General features: G+C 49.0%; 18 protein-coding genes. 10 read left to right on the plus strand and 8 right to left on the minus strand.

All coding sequences use genetic code 11. The annotated features are described in order from the left end of the window. The first annotated feature begins 20 nt into the window (after nt 1-20). Nucleotides 21-1,277 carry a peptidase T gene (gene pepT / locus ACM9J1_RS12925; protein ID WP_415582488.1) on the plus strand — a complete coding sequence of 419 codons (1,257 nt, stop codon included), beginning with the start codon at nt 21-23 and terminating at the stop codon, nt 1,275-1,277. Between the two features lie 84 nt (nt 1,278-1,361). Further along, a complete protein-coding gene (locus ACM9J1_RS12930; protein ID WP_415582489.1) occupies nt 1,362-1,952 on the plus strand; it encodes a YdeI/OmpD-associated family protein in 591 nt (196 codons plus the stop codon). 88 nt (nt 1,953-2,040) lie between these two features. Here the strand turns inward: ACM9J1_RS12930 and yajC are convergent, their stop codons facing one another. From yajC to ACM9J1_RS12950, 4 genes are all read right to left on the minus strand, one after another. Next, nucleotides 2,041-2,313: a preprotein translocase subunit YajC gene (gene yajC / locus ACM9J1_RS12935; protein WP_415582490.1), complete on the minus strand. Its 273-nt coding sequence runs from the start codon at nt 2,311-2,313 to the stop codon at nt 2,041-2,043. 17 nt (nt 2,314-2,330) lie between these two features. Continuing rightward, a complete protein-coding gene (locus tag ACM9J1_RS12940; protein WP_415582491.1) occupies nt 2,331-2,804 on the minus strand; it encodes a DUF1573 domain-containing protein in 474 nt (157 codons plus the stop codon). A gap of 6 nt (nt 2,805-2,810) precedes the next feature. Continuing rightward, nucleotides 2,811-3,719, minus strand: coding sequence for a transcription antitermination factor NusB (gene nusB, locus ACM9J1_RS12945; RefSeq protein WP_415582624.1), 909 nt, complete (start codon nt 3,717-3,719; stop codon nt 2,811-2,813). A gap of 143 nt (nt 3,720-3,862) precedes the next feature. Further along, nucleotides 3,863-4,966 carry a Glu/Leu/Phe/Val family dehydrogenase gene (locus tag ACM9J1_RS12950; RefSeq protein ID WP_415582492.1) on the minus strand — a complete coding sequence of 368 codons (1,104 nt, stop codon included), beginning with the start codon at nt 4,964-4,966 and terminating at the stop codon, nt 3,863-3,865. 185 nt (nt 4,967-5,151) lie between these two features. On the opposite strand from ACM9J1_RS12950, the gene ACM9J1_RS12955 reads away from it, so the two are divergent. After that, nucleotides 5,152-6,909: an ABC transporter ATP-binding protein gene (locus tag ACM9J1_RS12955; protein WP_415582493.1), complete on the plus strand. Its 1,758-nt coding sequence runs from the start codon at nt 5,152-5,154 to the stop codon at nt 6,907-6,909. Between the two features lie 69 nt (nt 6,910-6,978). Next, nucleotides 6,979-7,353 (plus strand): PUR family DNA/RNA-binding protein, encoded by a 375-nt coding sequence (locus ACM9J1_RS12960; RefSeq protein ID WP_415582494.1) that lies wholly within the window; start codon nt 6,979-6,981, stop codon nt 7,351-7,353. A gap of 52 nt (nt 7,354-7,405) precedes the next feature. Here the strand turns inward: ACM9J1_RS12960 and ACM9J1_RS12965 are convergent, their stop codons facing one another. After that, nucleotides 7,406-7,741 (minus strand): tRNA-binding protein, encoded by a 336-nt coding sequence (locus ACM9J1_RS12965; RefSeq protein WP_415582495.1) that lies wholly within the window; start codon nt 7,739-7,741, stop codon nt 7,406-7,408. A 104-nt stretch (nt 7,742-7,845) separates the two neighbouring features. On the opposite strand from ACM9J1_RS12965, the gene ACM9J1_RS12970 reads away from it, so the two are divergent. Further along, nucleotides 7,846-8,403: a thioredoxin family protein gene (locus ACM9J1_RS12970; RefSeq protein WP_415582626.1), complete on the plus strand. Its 558-nt coding sequence runs from the start codon at nt 7,846-7,848 to the stop codon at nt 8,401-8,403. Here the strand turns inward: ACM9J1_RS12970 and ACM9J1_RS12975 are convergent, their stop codons facing one another. The 3 genes from ACM9J1_RS12975 to ACM9J1_RS12985 are packed head-to-tail and all read right to left on the minus strand — an operon-like array spanning nt 8,404 to nt 10,677. After that, a complete protein-coding gene (locus ACM9J1_RS12975) occupies nt 8,404-8,724 on the minus strand; it encodes a cytochrome c (RefSeq protein WP_415582496.1) in 321 nt (106 codons plus the stop codon). Further along, entirely contained in the window at nt 8,724-9,695 is a 972-nt protein-coding gene (locus ACM9J1_RS12980; protein WP_415582497.1) for a hypothetical protein, read from the minus strand. The genes ACM9J1_RS12975 and ACM9J1_RS12980 overlap by 1 nt, the downstream gene beginning before the upstream one ends. Nucleotides 9,696-9,744: 49 nt before the next feature. Further along, nucleotides 9,745-10,677: a peptidylprolyl isomerase gene (locus ACM9J1_RS12985; protein ID WP_415582498.1), complete on the minus strand. Its 933-nt coding sequence runs from the start codon at nt 10,675-10,677 to the stop codon at nt 9,745-9,747. Nucleotides 10,678-10,818: 141 nt separating this feature from the next. On the opposite strand from ACM9J1_RS12985, the gene ACM9J1_RS12990 reads away from it, so the two are divergent. The 5 genes from ACM9J1_RS12990 to ACM9J1_RS13010 all read left to right on the plus strand — a co-directional run bounded on the left by ACM9J1_RS12990 (nt 10,819) and on the right by ACM9J1_RS13010 (nt 15,696). Then, nucleotides 10,819-11,361, plus strand: coding sequence for a hypothetical protein (locus tag ACM9J1_RS12990; protein ID WP_415582499.1), 543 nt, complete (start codon nt 10,819-10,821; stop codon nt 11,359-11,361). Nucleotides 11,362-11,405: 44 nt separating this feature from the next. Continuing rightward, nucleotides 11,406-13,043, plus strand: a complete 1,638-nt coding sequence (locus tag ACM9J1_RS12995) for a WG repeat-containing protein (protein WP_415582500.1) — start codon at nt 11,406-11,408, stop codon at nt 13,041-13,043. A gap of 27 nt (nt 13,044-13,070) precedes the next feature. Beyond that, complete coding sequence (trmD, locus tag ACM9J1_RS13000) at nt 13,071-13,748, plus strand: tRNA (guanosine(37)-N1)-methyltransferase TrmD (protein ID WP_415582501.1); 678 nt, start codon at nt 13,071-13,073, stop codon at nt 13,746-13,748. Nucleotides 13,749-13,920: 172 nt separating this feature from the next. Continuing rightward, nucleotides 13,921-14,271, plus strand: coding sequence for a 50S ribosomal protein L19 (gene rplS / locus ACM9J1_RS13005; protein ID WP_415582502.1), 351 nt, complete (start codon nt 13,921-13,923; stop codon nt 14,269-14,271). A gap of 201 nt (nt 14,272-14,472) precedes the next feature. Then, nucleotides 14,473-15,696, plus strand: a complete 1,224-nt coding sequence (locus tag ACM9J1_RS13010; protein WP_415582503.1) for an NADP-dependent isocitrate dehydrogenase — start codon at nt 14,473-14,475, stop codon at nt 15,694-15,696. Nucleotides 15,697-15,804: the final 108 nt, after the last annotated feature.

Here is a 15,804-nt window from a genome sequence, read left to right on the forward strand (position 1 = left end):
TGTTCCTAAAATCAGAACACATGCAACACATCATTGACCGTTTTGTCAGCTACGTCACCATCGATACGGAATCAGACCCGAATTCCAACACCACGCCGAGTACTAAAAAACAATTCGACCTGGCCAACAAACTCGTCGATGAACTCAAGGCCATCGGCATGACCGAAGTCACGATAGACAAGAACGGCTACGTCATGGCGACGCTTCCGGCCAATGTAAAAGAGAAAGTGCCGGTCATCGGTTTTGTGTCGCACTACGATACCACGCCCGACTTTACGGGAAAGAATGTCAAGCCGCAAATCGTGAAAAATTACGACGGCGGCGACATCGTCCTCAATAAAAAACAAAACATCGTCCTTTCGCCCAAGTATTTCAAGGACATGCTGCTGTACAAAGGCCAGACGCTGATCACGACCGACGGCACAACCTTGCTCGGCGCCGACGACAAAGCCGGCATTACCGAAATCGTAACGGCCATGGAATACCTGGTAAAACATCCTGAAATCAAGCACGGGAAGATTCGCGTGGGTTTTACGCCCGACGAAGAAATCGGACGCGGCGCGCATCATTTCGATGTGAAGAAATTCGGGGCCGATTGGGCCTACACCATGGACGGCAGCCAGATCGGCGAACTGGAATATGAAAACTTCAACGCGGCGGGCGCCAAAATCACGTGCCGCGGCAAGAGCGTACATCCGGGTTACGCGAAGGGCAAGATGATCAATTCGATGCTCATCGCCAACGACTTCATCAACCATTTACCGGCCGGCGAAATCCCGCAGGAAACCAAAGGCTACGAAGGATTTTTCCACGTGACCGGGCTTTCGGGAAGCATTGAGGAAACCACCGTTGAGATGATCATCCGCGACCACAATGCGAAAAAGTTCAAGGAAAGAAAAGAACTCATCGGGAAAATCGCCAAGAAAATCAACAAGAAATTCGCCAAGCAATTCGGCGCCGACATCGTGGAAATCGAGGTCAAGGACCAATATTACAACATGAAGGAAAAGGTGAAACCGGTTTTCCACATTGTTGAAATTGCCGAGGAAGCCATGAAACAACTGGGTATAAAACCCATCATCAAACCCATCCGCGGCGGCACCGACGGTTGCCAATTATCATACAAAGGGTTGCCGTGCCCGAACATTTTCGCCGGCGGCCACAATTTCCACGGAAAATATGAATATGTTCCGGTGGAAAGCATGGTGAAAGCCACCGAGGTCATTGTCAAGATTGCCGAGTTGACCGCGCTACCGAATTACGGGTTGAAGAAATAAATAATCGACAACCACGAACTTCACGAATTTGGCTGCGTCTTCCATTCGTAACAATCCGTGCCATTCGTGGTTAATTTTTTCATCATGGAAGAAAAAAAGAAAAATCCGTGGGACAAGTCTGGCCTATGGCCCGAAGAAATGGATTTGCTCAAGGCCATCATTGCGCAAACCGAACTGGTGGAAATGACCAAATGGGGTGGCACGGTCTATACACTCGACAAGAAAAATGTGCTGGGCATCGGCGGGTTCAAGAACTATGTGGCGCTGTGGTTCTGGAACGGCGTATTCCTGAAAGACGAGGCCAAAGTCTTGGTCAACGCCAATGAAGGCGTGACGAAAGGCCTACGGCAATGGCGTTTCAATACCAAAGCGGAAATTGCCCGACACGAAAAAATGATCCTACAGTACATCCGCGAAGCCATAGCGAATGAAAAGGCGGGCTTGGCCATCAAGCCTGAGAAAAAGCAAACGGTGGTTTCGGCATTTTTTCAGAGCGCGCTCGACGCAGACAAAGCGTTCGCCACCGCATTTGAAACATTCACGCCGGGCAAGCAACGCGAATTTCTGGAATACATCGACGCAGCCAAGCGCGAAGAAACCAAACTACAGCGGATGGAAAAAATAAAACCGATGGTCTTGGAAGGCATCGGTTTGAATGATAAGTATAGGAAGTAGTTGTTAGTGGCTAGATAAATTGTCTAGCATGTAAAATTTTAGTCTGATTCATCAGCACTCAAAGTTCAATTTTAGAACTATCTAGCAACTATTTCGTCTCCGGCGCATTCAATTTCGCGCTCATTTCCATTGAAATCGCAGAGCGCTCCATCTTGAGTTTTCCGGCCATGGTCTCAATGACAATCGTCGTTTCGGCGAGTTCGGCGATCTTGCCGTGGATGCCACTTTTGGTGACGATCTTGTCGCCGACTTTCAGGGCATTTTCAAACTCCTTCTCTTTTTTCATACGACGTTGCTGTGGCAAGATCATGAAAACAAACATGACCACGAAAATGAGGATAATGGGTAAAATCTGTTGCATATTGTTGTTTTTGGGCGTTAACTGCCTGGGTTGATACTGGTTTTAATCTGGAGTTGTTCGCGCTCCTTCGCGGTATTGGTGAACAACGTCACCGTCTTTTGCTGCTTTCCATGCTTTCCGGCAGAATTGAACGTCACGGTAATTTTTCCGCTTTCGCCAGGTGCAATCGCTTCTTTCGGATATTCCGGAACGGTACAGCCGCAAGAGCCGCGCGCATCCGAAATCAAAAGGTCGGCTTCGCCGGTGTTCTTGAATGAAAATTCATGCGTGACTTTGTCGCCGGGATCGATGTCTCCGAAATCAAATTCGGTTTCCACAAAAGTCATTTCGGGATACTTGCCATCGGCCGGCGGTGTGCGTTTGGCGGGAATCGCCGATGCCGGCCCATCAACTTCAACGACACGGCCGTTGCGGATGACATTGTGCTTTTCCTCCTTGCACGAAGCTAGGCCAGACAAGATTAATAAAAGAAAAAAGAGTCTCGATTTCATGACAATTTACAGAAGGCCGCGGCCCGATTTGTTGAGTTTGTTGGCGGCCTGGTATTCCTTGACCAGATTGTCCAGGATGCCGTTGATGAAAATACTGCTTTTGGGTGTGGAATATTCCTTAGCCAGCTCCAAGTATTCGTTGATGGTTACTTTCACCGGAATCGACGGGAATTTCAGGAATTCGCAAATGGCCATTTTCAAGATGATGGTGTCGATTTCTGCGATGCGATCGGTATCCCAATTCGGCGTCTTGCCCACATATTCCTTGGCCAAATCCGTCTCGTTCAAAACGGTTTTACGGAACAGCAACGACGCGTATTCCTTGTCTTCGGCATCTTTGTACAGCCGCGGCACGAAGAAATTATCTGTGGCGGATTTCAGCCCACGGAGCTGTTTCACGATTTGCGTATTGACCAGCGGAATGTCGTCGATCCAAGTCAACCGATGGTCTTCCAGATAATCGTACAGCTTCTCGTTCGGGGCAATCAGTTCGGTGAACATCTCAATGACAAAATCCTGGTCTTTCTCGAAACCGACGGCCTTATCGGCCATGTATTGCGCATAAAGCGCGCTGTCCTTGATTTCGTCCCGGATGATGATGATGTAATCGTCGTTGCGCGTCCAGTTGTCGATTTTCCGTTCTTTCAACGCGGCGGTAAGCGACGGATTTTCGGCCAGCATTTTCAGCACGGCATTGTCAACGAATTTGCGGTTGGGCTTGCGTTCTTCGGCAGTCGCCAGATGTTTCTTGGCCGACTTTTCCTGGAAGTCGATTTCACTTTTCCGGACCTCGACCAGTGCCGAAAGCATGATCAAGTACAGATCGAGTACGCTTTCGATGCTGTAGAAAAGAAACTTCTCTTCCTTTTCAAGTTGGTCTGAACCGTTTTGGTGCATGGCGTAAATGGCCTGCATCACTTTCATCCGAATATGTCTTCTGTTTAGCACCGTAAGAACTGTTTATGGAACGCGTTTGAACTTTTCAAATGAGTCCAGTCAAAAAAAGGAGCGAAAGCTTCTGGCTTCCGCTCCGCAAAATTATAAAAATATCGTGACGCTTATTGCGCGTTTTCCTTTTTTCTGTCGGCGATGCGCTTTTCCGCGATGGCCAACGCCGCCTGATAGGTCGTCATGCCTTTTTCATCGGCCAGATTGAAGATGTCGGTGGCCGTGTTGAAAATGTTTTCGGTACGGCGCATGGCTTCTTCTTTTCCGTATTTCACGATTTCGCCATACACGTTGATAATGCCGCCGGCGTTGATCAAGAAATCCGGCGCATACAAAATGCCGCGCTCCTTCAGGATTCTACCGTGGATTTCCTCGTTGGCCAACTGGTTGTTCGCCGCGCCCGCAATCACTTTCGCGTTGAGTTTGTAAATGGTATCGTCGTTGACCGTCGCACCAAGCGCACACGGCGCGTAGATGTCAACGTCGGCGCTGTACAAATCGGCACCGTTGAAAATTCTCGCGCCATACTTGGCGGCTACTTCTTCCACGCGTTGTTGGTTGATGTCGGTGATTTCAACGAGCGCGCCTTCTTTAGAAAGGTAATCTACCAAGGTTTCGCCCACGTGGCCAATGCCTTGCACCAATACTTTCTTTCCTGCAAGGTTGTCGCTGCCGAATTGGTATTTTGCCGCGGCCTTCATGCCCATGTACACGCCGTAAGCGGTTACCGGAGATGGATTTCCTGAACCGCCGAGGCTTTCAGAAATACCGGTTACATAAGGCGTTACCGTACGGATCAAGTCCATATCCGGTGTAGTTGTACCTACGTCTTCGGCCGTGATGTATTTGCCGCTGAGGGAGTGGATGAACTGCCCGAACTTGATCATCATCTCCGGCGTCTTGTCTTCTTTGGCGTTGCCGATGATGACCGCTTTTCCGCCGCCCAGGTTCAAACCCGAAATGGCAGATTTGTAGGTCATGCCGCGGGACAAACGGAGCACGTCGTTGAGCGCTTCCCACTCGTTGCTGTATTTCCACATTCGGGTGCCGCCCAAAGCCGGTCCTAAAACGGTGTTATGGATTCCGATTATTGCCTTTAATCCTGTATCTTTGTCGTTGCAAAAAACGATCTGTTCGTGGTTGTCAAAAGACACTTGTCCGAATACGGGATCAATTTTGTGAAGTTCAGCCGCTGTGGTGAGTTCGGTATTCATAGTCGTGTATTTAAGTTGCGGCCTTTTCAAAAAGCCAGCGCAAAAATAGGACTAAATTCAAAATATGACAACGATTTTGGGTTTATTTAGCGAATCGGCAACGTTCAGACAAATGCGCTAAAATTCCGGAATCTGCATCCTTTAACAAAAAACAACAACATAAACGCCTCATTTTCTGGAATAACATGAAAGAACTGCAATACCTGAACAAATATTTCGTCAAATACAAATACCACTTTTTGTTCGGGGTCATCACCACAATCGCTGCGCAGATTTTCTCACTTTTCACCCCGAAGCTCATCGCCAAGTCGTTCAAGGCGATTGAAGACCATTTCAAATCCGGGCTGGGCAGCGCGGACATCAAGACCGAATTGCTGCACAACATCCTGTTGATCATCGCTACGACACTCGTGGCCGGCGTGCTCACTTTTTTGATGCGCCAGACGTTGATTGTGATGTCGCGGCATATCGAATTCGACCTCAAAAACGAAGTATTTCGGCAATATGAACGGCTGTCGCAACATTTCTACAAACAGAACCGCACCGGCGATTTGATGAACCGCATCAGCGAAGACGTGGGCAAAACCCGTATGTATGTTGGCCCGGCGGTCATGTATACCATCAACACCGTCATCCGCTTTGTCATCGTCATCCTATATATGTACGACGTGTCGCCGTTGCTGACGCTTTACACGATCTTGCCGCTGCCTATTTTGTCCTACGCGATTTTCCGGCTGAGCGTCGCCATCAACAAACGATCGACGACGTTCCAGCAATACCTGTCCAAAGTATCGAGCTTCTCGCAGGAAGTCTTCTCAGGCGTACGTGTCATTAAGGCGTATTCGCTGGAAAGCCAGTATGAGCAGAACATGACCGAACTCGCCCATGAAAGCAAGGCCAAGAGCATGAGCCTGGCCAAAGTGCAATCCTTGTTCGGGCCGTTGATGATGGCGCTCATCGGCGTATCGAACCTCGTGGTGATTTACGTAGGCGGCGTGATGTACATCAATGGGAAGATTGACAGCATCGGCACGATCGCGGAGTTTATCCTCTACGTGAACATGCTTACCTGGCCAGTGGCTTCGCTCGGTTGGGTGTCGTCTATGGTGCAGGAAGCCGAAGCCTCGCAGAAACGCATCAACGAATTCCTGAAAATCGAACCCGAAATCAAGAACAACAATCCCGAGCACGCGCCGCTCAAGGGCGAAATCGTCTTCAGCAATGTCGGTTTCACTTACGAAGACACCAACATCCGCGCGCTGGAAAACGTGTCGTTTACCATTAAGGACGGCGAAACACTGGCCATACTCGGCAAAACGGGTTCTGGAAAATCGACGGTATTGTCACTCATTACCAGAACGTATGACGTGACCGAAGGCGAAATTACCGTCGACGGGAAACCCATCCAGCAAGTAAATCTGTTCGACCTTCGCGACGCCATCGGTATTGTACCGCAGGATGCATTCCTGTTTTCGGACACGATCAAGAACAACATCAAGTTCGGCAAGGAAGACGCCACCGACGCGGAAGTCATCGAGGCGGCCAAGAAAGCGGTCGTGCACGACAACATCGTCAATTTTACGCAGCAATACGAAACCATCTTGGGCGAGCGCGGCATCACGCTTTCCGGCGGGCAAAAACAGCGCGTTTCCATTGCGCGGGCCATCATCAAAGACCCGGAAATCCTGTTGCTCGACGATGCACTATCGGCCGTGGATACCGAAACCGAAGAAGCGATTCTGGGGAATTTGATGCAGGTAGCGAAAGGCCGAACGACCATCATCGTAAGCCACCGCGTATCGAGCGCCAAGAACGCAGACCGGATCATCATTTTAGACCAAGGCCGCATCATACAGCAAGGTTCTCATAATCAATTGATAAACGAAAACGGCTATTATCGGGAGCTGTATTTTAAACAACTTTCGGAAAAAGAATTGGGTTAGCGGCTTGTTTTGTAATCCTTTTTTTATCATTTTTGGAAGGAAAAAATTACTTTAACCGACTAAAAAAATATGAGAGAGAATGACATGTTGGAAAAGGAGGAAATCTTTTCCAGGGTATTGCGGGCCGGAAGACGAACGTATTTCTTCGATGTCAGGGCAACCAAAGCCGACGATTATTACATCACGATAACCGAAAGTAAAAAATTCACCGAAGACGACGGTTCATTCCATTTCAAGAAACACAAAATTTACCTTTATAAGGAAGATTTCGCCGCCTTCACCGAAATCCTGGACGAGATGACGCAGTATGTACTCGACCATAAAGGCGAAGAAGTGATCTCTGAACGCCACCAGAAAGATTTCAAGCGCGAGTTTTACCCGGAAGACCGCGAGGAATCCAACGCAAACGCGAGTTTCACGAACCTGGAATTTGACGATATTTAAAAAAAGCCGCTATCGCGGCTTTTTTTAATTAATAATGAATAATTAATAACGCCTACGCTATCCGCAAGCCATTTTCCACGGGTTGGCCGGGATGTAGCAATACCACTGCGCCATCGGTTTCCACTGCGCCGAGTACCAGACACTCGCTCATGAACGGCCCAACCTGTTTCTTCGGGAAATTGACCACGGCCACGATTTGCCTTCCTATCAGATCTTCCTTGCCGTAGTGCGCCGTTATTTGCGCCGATGATTTCCGCGGACCGATGGCGGGGCCAAAATCGATAGTGAGCTGGTACGCGGGTTTTCTCGCTTCGGGAAAATCGGATACGGCGGTTATGGTGCCCACGCGCATCTCGACACGTTCAAAGTCATTCCAGGTCAAATCCATAAAATATTGTTTGCATCTAAATTACATGCATCGGTTACACACACAAAATCCTTCACGCAAAATTTCCATCCGATTCGCTATTTTTGAAAACTCATTCCCTGATTATGGCGCTTACACCATCCAACATGTTGCCGCTCGGCACGCGTGCACCGCAATTCCGGTTAAAGGATACGAACTCGAATTCGCATTATGCGTTTGAGGATTTAAAAGGCCCGAAAGGCACGCTGGTGATGTTCATCTGCAACCATTGCCCGTTTGTGGTGCATGTCATGGAAGAAATCATCCGGATTGCGAACGACTACCGTGTACAAGGCATTGGGTTTGTCGCGATTTCGAGCAACGATGTGGCGCAATATCCGCAGGACGGGCCGGAACTCATGGCAGACTTCGCGCTGCATTACAAAATGTCATTTCCGTATTTATTCGACGACACGCAGGAAACGGCCAAAGCGTTCGACGCGGCCTGCACCCCGGATTTCTATCTGTTCGATACCGATGACAAGCTATTCTATCGCGGCCAGCTGGACGATTCTCGGCCGGGCAACAATATTCCGCTAAGCGGCTCAGACCTACGCGGTGCGATAGATGCATTGCTCTACAACCGAAGCCTTGCGGCGCCGCAGAAACCCAGTATCGGGTGCGGCATCAAATGGAAAAAGTAATTATGGCGTAGCGGACGAAAACACGTAGTCGCGCACCAAATCCATTTGATCGTTGTCCAGTTCTGCCTTGCGTTGCATGCTGGTTAAAATCGGACCCCATTCCCGTTGGTTGAAATCTGTAGGCTTGAACAGCTTGTGGCATTTCGCGCAGTTGTCTTCGAAAAGCCCTTTGCCCTGCGCAATCATGGCTGTGTTGGTCTCTTTTGGTGGCGACGGCATTTGCGGGACGACCGGATCGTTGGGCTGCATCGCTACGACTTTGGGTGCCCCGCAAGCGACTGCGAGTAAAGATACTGCGTATATTACTACTATTTTCTTCATTAGTGATTCGATTTGACTGTTAGGTTTTGTGGCGCGAGGAAGCCATCTGCTTTCAATGTGGCGATGAGCGCGGCATTGAATTTTTCGACACCGCGCTGGCTTAAATGATCGTTGTCGAAAAAATCCAAGGTGTAATCCAATTGAAGTTTTCCATTAAAGTTATAGTAACGGCCTTTTGCGGAAATCAAGCTATCCACATAGGCATTATTGGTTTTCGACCTGTACAACACCTCTGCGATCGGTGCCTGCGCCAATACGAATGGAATCTTCCGGTCCTTGAGCATTTTTAGAATGCGGTCAAACGCCTCCAATTGATTTTCCGAGAATTTATAGGCTGCGGGCTGTAGCCGTTTACGGGGCGAGCGGTTACGATCCAATCTGGTTTCCACAAAACCTCCCGGAATATAATGATCATGTGCAAATACCCGAGATTCTTCGATATGACTGTTGAAACCTGTCAGCTGACGGTAGATGCCAAAAAGCAAGGTGTTGTACACTTTAAACTTATTCACCTTGACGGCCATTTCCACCGTGCGCCAGTCAATTCGGTCATTGGAAATCACATCGGCAGCAGATTCTGATCCGTCGTTACCAAATATCAAGGGATTAACGTCAAAAATAACGCGTTTCGGCCGGATGCTGTCCAGGTATCGCTCCAACAACAATTCTGTCTGCAAAGCGGTTTGGATACTGGAACCGAAGTTGAACGTCCGATAACCCGCCTGTGCAAAAATCCGGGTATCGTAACCGCGATACGCGTGCGAGGTGCCAAGAACAAGAACATCTACATCTTTTACATTTCTCGCTTCTTTCAGTCTGGAAAACAAATGGCCGCCGCCACAACGCCGGTAACGCACAAATGGTTTGGTTACCGATGTAGGCAAAAACTCTCCGCCCAAACACACCAAAAGCGCATCGAACAGAAAGAGTAAGCAAAAAAATACGGTCAGTTTTTTCAGCAATCGCCACATGGCCAATCATTAACGATGGCCAAATATAGCAAAACTGTTAAAGCTAAAATTATTTGACGTCCATCAATTCTACGTCGAACACAAGCGTCGCATTGGGTGGAATGACACCGCCCGCACCGTATTCGCCGTAACCCAGATACGATGGGATTACAAAACGCGCCTTGTCGCCCACCTGTAACAGTGCAATGCCTTCGTCCCAGCCTTCAATGACCTGACCGATGCCGAGCTTGAATTCAATGGGACGTTTGCGGGTGTAGGAGCTGTCGAACACTTTACCGTTGTCCAGCGCACCTTGGTAATGCACCGATACGGTCTTGCCTTTCTCGGCCTTCTGCCCGTTGCCTTTCTGGATGAACTGGTAACGCAGGCCACTGTCGGTCTTCTCGAATCCGGCGGCCAGTTTCTCGAGTGCGGCGTCGGCTTGTGCGCGGGCTTCGGCTTCGCGTTTGGCGCGTGAACCTTCAAAAGTACGGAAGGCTTCCACGGCGTTCCATTTCTTGGCATCGTCGCCTTCGCGGATGATGTCGATGCTTTCAATGATGTCGCCTTGTGAAATCGAATCCACTACGGATTGGCCTTCCACCACATGGCCGAAAACGGTGTGTTTGTCGTCGAGCCAAGGCGTGGCGACGTGTGTGATGAAAAATTGCGAGCCGTTGCTTCCGGGGCCGGAATTGGCCATCGAAAGTACACCCGGCGTATCGTGGCGCAGGTCAATGTGGAATTCATCGTCGAACTTGTAGCCCGGACCGCCCGTTCCTGAACCCTGCGGACAGCCGCCTTGGATCATGAAATCCGGAATGACACGGTGGAATTTCAATCCATCGTAAAAAGGCTTGCCCTGCGGCCGTGCCGAATTTTCGAGGTTTCCTTCGGCCAGCGCGACAAAATTGCCGACGGTTCCAGGAGTTTTATCGTGGGTAAGTTTGATCAGGATCGATCCTTTTCCGGTGGTGATCTTGGCGTAAATTCCGTTTTCCATGGGTACGTTTTTAGTTGACGGCAAAGGTAAGCATTACATCTTGAAATTATATCGGTTTTTTTGTACGAATCGACGACAAAAACTTGCACCGAGATGAATTTCAGATATATTTGCAGACAACAACAATAAACTGAAACTATTATGCCTGTGAGATTCATCCCGTTGCTCGGCGCAGCGCTTTGTTTTTCCTGTTATGACGCAAAAGCCCCAGACCAACATCAGGTTTTCGGACGTGTGGACCAAGTGGACCACTACCAGTTGAACCTGCCCGAAAAAGACTTAGAGAACATCTTCACCAGCGAAAATATTTCGATGGATGAGCGGCGCCTGACCGAAATCATCCACCACAAAGATCCGCGACACATTGAAGATTCTGCTTTTGTCGCAGAACTGGATGCCACGCCTTATTTCACTAAAAAAACCTTTGACCCAAAATACCACGACAAGTTGTTACAGGCGTTTGAGCTGGACGAACCTTTCCTGTCGGCGTCGTTTAAACCCGTCAGCAAATTGTGCGCGCCCATGTACACGGATATTTTGGTGTTCCGATCCCATAAGAAGTTGACCGGGTTGGCCAAACTTTGTTTCGAGTGCGACGAAGCGCACTTGGTGGCCAAAACACCGCCGACAAAAAAAATCAAGACCAATTACCCGGCCTTGCGTAAAGTGCTGAACGCACGTTAACCCTTGCGCTTAGCAATATCCGGCGTGAAATGCTATATTTGGGCATGAGAAATTTGACGCTGGCTATCGCTTTTTTGTTGGCCGTACCGGGTTACGCCCAGAAAACTTTCCCGCTGAATGGTCGCGGCGAAGTGACCGACAACAGCCTGGATAAAATCATTAAATCCCGTGGTTATGACGTGGTTTCGGCCTTTGATACGGTCTGGAAAAAGCCGGTATTGATTTACGCCGAATACGTCAAAGACGGAAAGTTCGGCATCATAGACCACACTGGCAAGGAAATCACCAAACCCATTTACGACGAAATCGTAGGGCTGAACCGTGGCATTACACCCAACCTGTTCGCCTACCCGGCGCATTATACCGTCAAGGAAAACGGGAAATACGGCATGATTACGAGAACAGGAAAAGTACTGATTCCGTCGGTTCACAAATACTTGTACTACCGCACCAAGGATTCACTCGTTGAAGTGACCGAAGAAGGCGAAGAATACACGATGAACCTCAAAGGCAAGCGCGTAGAGGCCAAACCCGAATACGAAGAGCAACAGCCACAATATGACCGCCGCCCAGACAAAGTGCTGTCGCCAGATGGAAAAACCTACTCGCTTTACGACGCGTATTCCCGAAAAGAATCTGTTGTCCCGAACTTGGGCACCGTCGTCCAGAATTTGGTGGATGCCGTAGTCTTCAAAGATGCCAATGGCAAGACCGGATTGTATCATGTCCGTCAGAAAAAGCTCGTCATCCCATTCGAGTATGAAGAAATCAAATACGGTTTCAAAGGTTATTTTCAGGTGAAGAAAGACAAGAAATGGGGCGTCATGGACAGCATCGGGGCGGTGACAATTCCGTTGCAGTACGAATACATCGGGTTGACCTCGGCCGGATACAGTGCGTATGCCGACAAAAAATATACGATGTACGGGGAAAACGGCAAGAAACTGTCCGACCTTTCGTTCGACAAATACAGCTACCTCGGCGCCAACGGCATGATTCTTTCGGTCAACGGCAAATACGGATTGATGGGCAAGGACGGGAAAACCCTCGCACCATTCGAACACGACGAAATGACCGTGCCCGAAGACCACGACCTGCCTTTTACGATTATTGTTGCGCGAAAGAACGGAAAACTCGGTGTGCTGGATTTCTCGGGTAAGATCTGGAGCGATTTCACATACGACATGGTTTTGCCCGAAAGCCTGCTATTTTCTGACAGCCGTACCATGACGCCGGTGTTCAATGGCTATGCGAACCAACCCAACCGGTTCCATTTCGTGCAGGTCGGCCAACATTATGGCATCGTGGACAATGAGTTCAAGACCATCATCGAACCCACGTACGATTACTTCCTCAAAAGCCCAGACCGCTCAGTGCTGCTTGCCAAAAAGAAAGGCAAATGGGGCATGATCGACCTCAGCGAAAAAGTCATCATTCCTTTTGAATACGATTACCAACCCGAATACAAGGACGGCAATTACCAACTCTCGAAAGACCGCAAGATCGGGATAGTCAACCGCGACGGAAAACCCCTGCTTCCGTTCGGCGGCACGCGCGACCTGGACAGCGACTTCATTTACAAAGGCCTGTGGCGCATGACCGATTACCAGGACCGGACGTTTTTCTTCCTGGACTATGCCGGGCGAAAATCAGCCGTACAACAGTTGCCACAGCGCCGGTAATGGCGATAAAGTTCGTATTTTTGCGCAATGAGAATCGACATCATTACCGTATTGCCCGAATTGCTTCGCAGCCCTTTCGAGGCGTCCATCCTGAAACGCGCCATCGACAAAGGCCTGGTGGAAGTGCATTTCCACAACCTGCGCGACTATACGCTCAACAAACAGAAAAGCGTGGACGATTACCAATTTGGCGGCGGCGCGGGTATGGTGATGATGATCCAACCCATCGACGACTGTATCACGAAGTTAAAAAGCGAACGCGACTACGACGAAATCATCTACATGACGCCAGACGGGGAAACGCTCAACCAGCAGATGGCCAACAGGATGTCGTCTTACCAGAATATCATTATCCTGTGCGGGCACTATAAAGGTGTTGACCAACGCGTGCGCGACCAATTCATCACTAAGGAAATTTCCATCGGCGACTACGTCCTGAGCGGTGGTGAACTTGGTGCGCTCGTATTGAGCGACGCCTTGATCAGGCTGATTCCGGGCGTTTTGTCCGACGAAACCTCTGCCCTGACGGATTCTTTCCAGGACAACCTGCTCGCACCGCCGGTGTACACGCGCCCCGCCGAATACAAAGGCTGGAAAGTGCCCGACGTCTTGCTTTCGGGCCACGCCGCCAAAATCGACAAGTGGCGCGAAGACATGGCTTATGAGCACACGAAAGCGCGGCGGCCAGACTTACTTAATGAATAATTAATAATGAATAATTAATAATCGACTGAATGTCATGCATTTATAGATAAGTTTTTTTTTTCATTATTCATTNTTAATTATTAATTATTGATTAAATTTGCGCCCACATTGGCCCAACCTCTGACGAAAATCGTGAATGTTGCGCTGGTTCAAACTTTAAATACCATAAGTCATGGCAGATTTGATGAAATTCGTACAAAACGAATTCACGACAAAAAAAGAATTCCCTGAATTCGGCGCCGGCGATACCATCACGGTGTACTACGAAATCAAGGAAGGTGAAAAAACAAGGACACAGTTCTTTAAAGGAACCGTTATCCAACGCAGGGGTTCAGGCAGCACTGAAACCTTTACGATCCGCAAAATGTCTGGTTCAGTTGGGGTTGAGCGTATCTTCCCGGTGAACTTGCCAGCGTTGCAGAAAATCGAGATCAACAAAAAAGGACACGTTCGTCGCGCCCGTATTTTCTACTTCAGGGAACTTACCGGCAAGAAGGCGAAAATCAAAGACAAAAGGATGTAGTCTTTTTGCTTTGCGATATAATCCCGATATTAACGTATCGGGATTTTTTTTACCCAAAAATTATCGATTTTTTGGTTTGGAAACGCTAAAATGACAATTCCTCAATTTCTCGGGCAATCCTGAAATCCGGCCAGCCAACGCGCCCGATTTACGCAAACGTTTTCTTATATTTGTGTCGCATTTAAAAAACCCTTTTCTGATATGGCAAAAATCAAAGTGGCCAATCCGGTAGTTGAACTGGATGGCGATGAAATGACAAGGATCATCTGGAAATTCATCAAAGACCAACTCATCCTTCCCTACCTTGACCTCGACATCAAATACTACGACCTCGGCATTGAACACCGCGAAGCCACCAAAGATCAAGTAACGATCGATTCGGCGGAAGCCATCAAGAAATACAACGTCGGCATCAAATGCGCCACGATTACGCCAGACGAAGCCCGCGTACAGGAATTCAATCTTTCTGAAATGTGGAAATCACCCAACGGCACCATCCGCAACATCGTGGGCGGCACCGTGTTCCGCGAGCCGATCATCATGAGCAACGTGCCGCGTTACGTACAGGGCTGGACCAAACCCATCGTCATCGGGCGTCATGCCTTCGGCGACCAATACAAAGCCACCGATAAAGTCATCAAGGGCAAAGGCAAATTGACCATGTCGTTCACCAATGAAGCCGGCGAAACCACGACTTGGGAAGTCTATAACTTTAAAGGCGACGGCGTGGCGATGTCCATGTACAACACCGACGAAAGCATTTACGGCTTCGCGCACTCGTCTTTCCAGATGGCGCTCACCAAGAAATGGCCGCTTTATCTGTCTACCAAGAACACCATTTTGAAGGCATACGACGGTCGTTTCAAGGATATTTTCCAGGAAGTCTATGACCAGCATTATAAGGCCGATTTTGAGAAGCACGGCATGGTGTACGAACACCGACTCATCGACGACATGGTGGCTTCGGCCATGAAATGGAACGGCGGATTCGTCTGGGCCTGTAAAAACTACGATGGCGACGTACAATCGGACACTGTCGCGCAAGGTTTCGGCTCGCTCGGATTGATGACTTCGGTACTCGTAACGCCAGACGGCAAAACCGTTGAAGCCGAAGCGGCACACGGCACTGTTACGCGTCATTACCGCGAACACCAAAAAGGAAAGGCGACTTCAACCAACCCGATCGCTTCGATTTTTGCCTGGACGCGCGGCCTCGAACACCGCGGCAAGCTGGACAACAACCCGGAATTGATCAAGTTCTGCAACACGTTGGAGCAAGTGTGTATCGACACGGTGGAAAGCGGAAAAATGACCAAGGATTTGGCCATGCTCGTGAAGCCGGAAGGATTGACGTCGGCAGATTACTTGAACACCGAAGATTTCCTCGCCGCCATCAAAGAGAACCTCGACAAGAAATTATCTTGATTTTGTTTTAATTATAAAAGGAAAGAAGACAGTCAACCGGCTGTCTTTTTTTTGCCCCGTTCCCAACCTTTTGTCTTTTTTCCTATTCTTGTAAGGCGTAACCCACGG

The sequence above is a fragment of the Flavobacterium longum genome (assembly GCF_965137575.1).
In the GTDB taxonomy this organism is placed as follows: Bacteria; Bacteroidota; Bacteroidia; order Flavobacteriales; family Flavobacteriaceae; genus Flavobacterium; species Flavobacterium longum.

What these genes read in the sequence shown, in the direction of transcription:
- ACM9J1_RS12990 (WP_415582499.1), top strand. Translation starts at nt 10,819, where the DNA reads ATGCCTGTGAGATTCATCCCGTTGCTCGGCGCAGCGCTTTGTTTTTCC.
- ACM9J1_RS12930 (WP_415582489.1), top strand. Translation starts at nt 1,362, where the DNA reads ATGGAAGAAAAAAAGAAAAATCCGTGGGACAAGTCTGGCCTATGGCCC.
- rplS (WP_415582502.1), top strand. Translation starts at nt 13,921, where the DNA reads ATGGCAGATTTGATGAAATTCGTACAAAACGAATTCACGACAAAAAAA.
- ACM9J1_RS12985 (WP_415582498.1), bottom strand. Translation starts at nt 10,677, where the DNA reads ATGGAAAACGGAATTTACGCCAAGATCACCACCGGAAAAGGATCGATC.
- ACM9J1_RS12975 (WP_415582496.1), bottom strand. Translation starts at nt 8,724, where the DNA reads ATGAAGAAAATAGTAGTAATATACGCAGTATCTTTACTCGCAGTCGCT.
- ACM9J1_RS12955 (WP_415582493.1), top strand. Translation starts at nt 5,152, where the DNA reads ATGAAAGAACTGCAATACCTGAACAAATATTTCGTCAAATACAAATAC.
- ACM9J1_RS12965 (WP_415582495.1), bottom strand. Translation starts at nt 7,741, where the DNA reads ATGGATTTGACCTGGAATGACTTTGAACGTGTCGAGATGCGCGTGGGC.
- trmD (WP_415582501.1), top strand. Translation starts at nt 13,071, where the DNA reads ATGAGAATCGACATCATTACCGTATTGCCCGAATTGCTTCGCAGCCCT.
- ACM9J1_RS12940 (WP_415582491.1), bottom strand. Translation starts at nt 2,804, where the DNA reads ATGAAATCGAGACTCTTTTTTCTTTTATTAATCTTGTCTGGCCTAGCT.
- ACM9J1_RS13010 (WP_415582503.1), top strand. Translation starts at nt 14,473, where the DNA reads ATGGCAAAAATCAAAGTGGCCAATCCGGTAGTTGAACTGGATGGCGAT.
- ACM9J1_RS12950 (WP_415582492.1), bottom strand. Translation starts at nt 4,966, where the DNA reads ATGAATACCGAACTCACCACAGCGGCTGAACTTCACAAAATTGATCCC.
- ACM9J1_RS12995 (WP_415582500.1), top strand. Translation starts at nt 11,406, where the DNA reads ATGAGAAATTTGACGCTGGCTATCGCTTTTTTGTTGGCCGTACCGGGT.
- nusB (WP_415582624.1), bottom strand. Translation starts at nt 3,719, where the DNA reads ATGCAGGCCATTTACGCCATGCACCAAAACGGTTCAGACCAACTTGAA.
- ACM9J1_RS12970 (WP_415582626.1), top strand. Translation starts at nt 7,846, where the DNA reads ATGGCGCTTACACCATCCAACATGTTGCCGCTCGGCACGCGTGCACCG.
- ACM9J1_RS12980 (WP_415582497.1), bottom strand. Translation starts at nt 9,695, where the DNA reads ATGTGGCGATTGCTGAAAAAACTGACCGTATTTTTTTGCTTACTCTTT.
- yajC (WP_415582490.1), bottom strand. Translation starts at nt 2,313, where the DNA reads ATGCAACAGATTTTACCCATTATCCTCATTTTCGTGGTCATGTTTGTT.
- ACM9J1_RS12960 (WP_415582494.1), top strand. Translation starts at nt 6,979, where the DNA reads ATGAGAGAGAATGACATGTTGGAAAAGGAGGAAATCTTTTCCAGGGTA.
- pepT (WP_415582488.1), top strand. Translation starts at nt 21, where the DNA reads ATGCAACACATCATTGACCGTTTTGTCAGCTACGTCACCATCGATACG.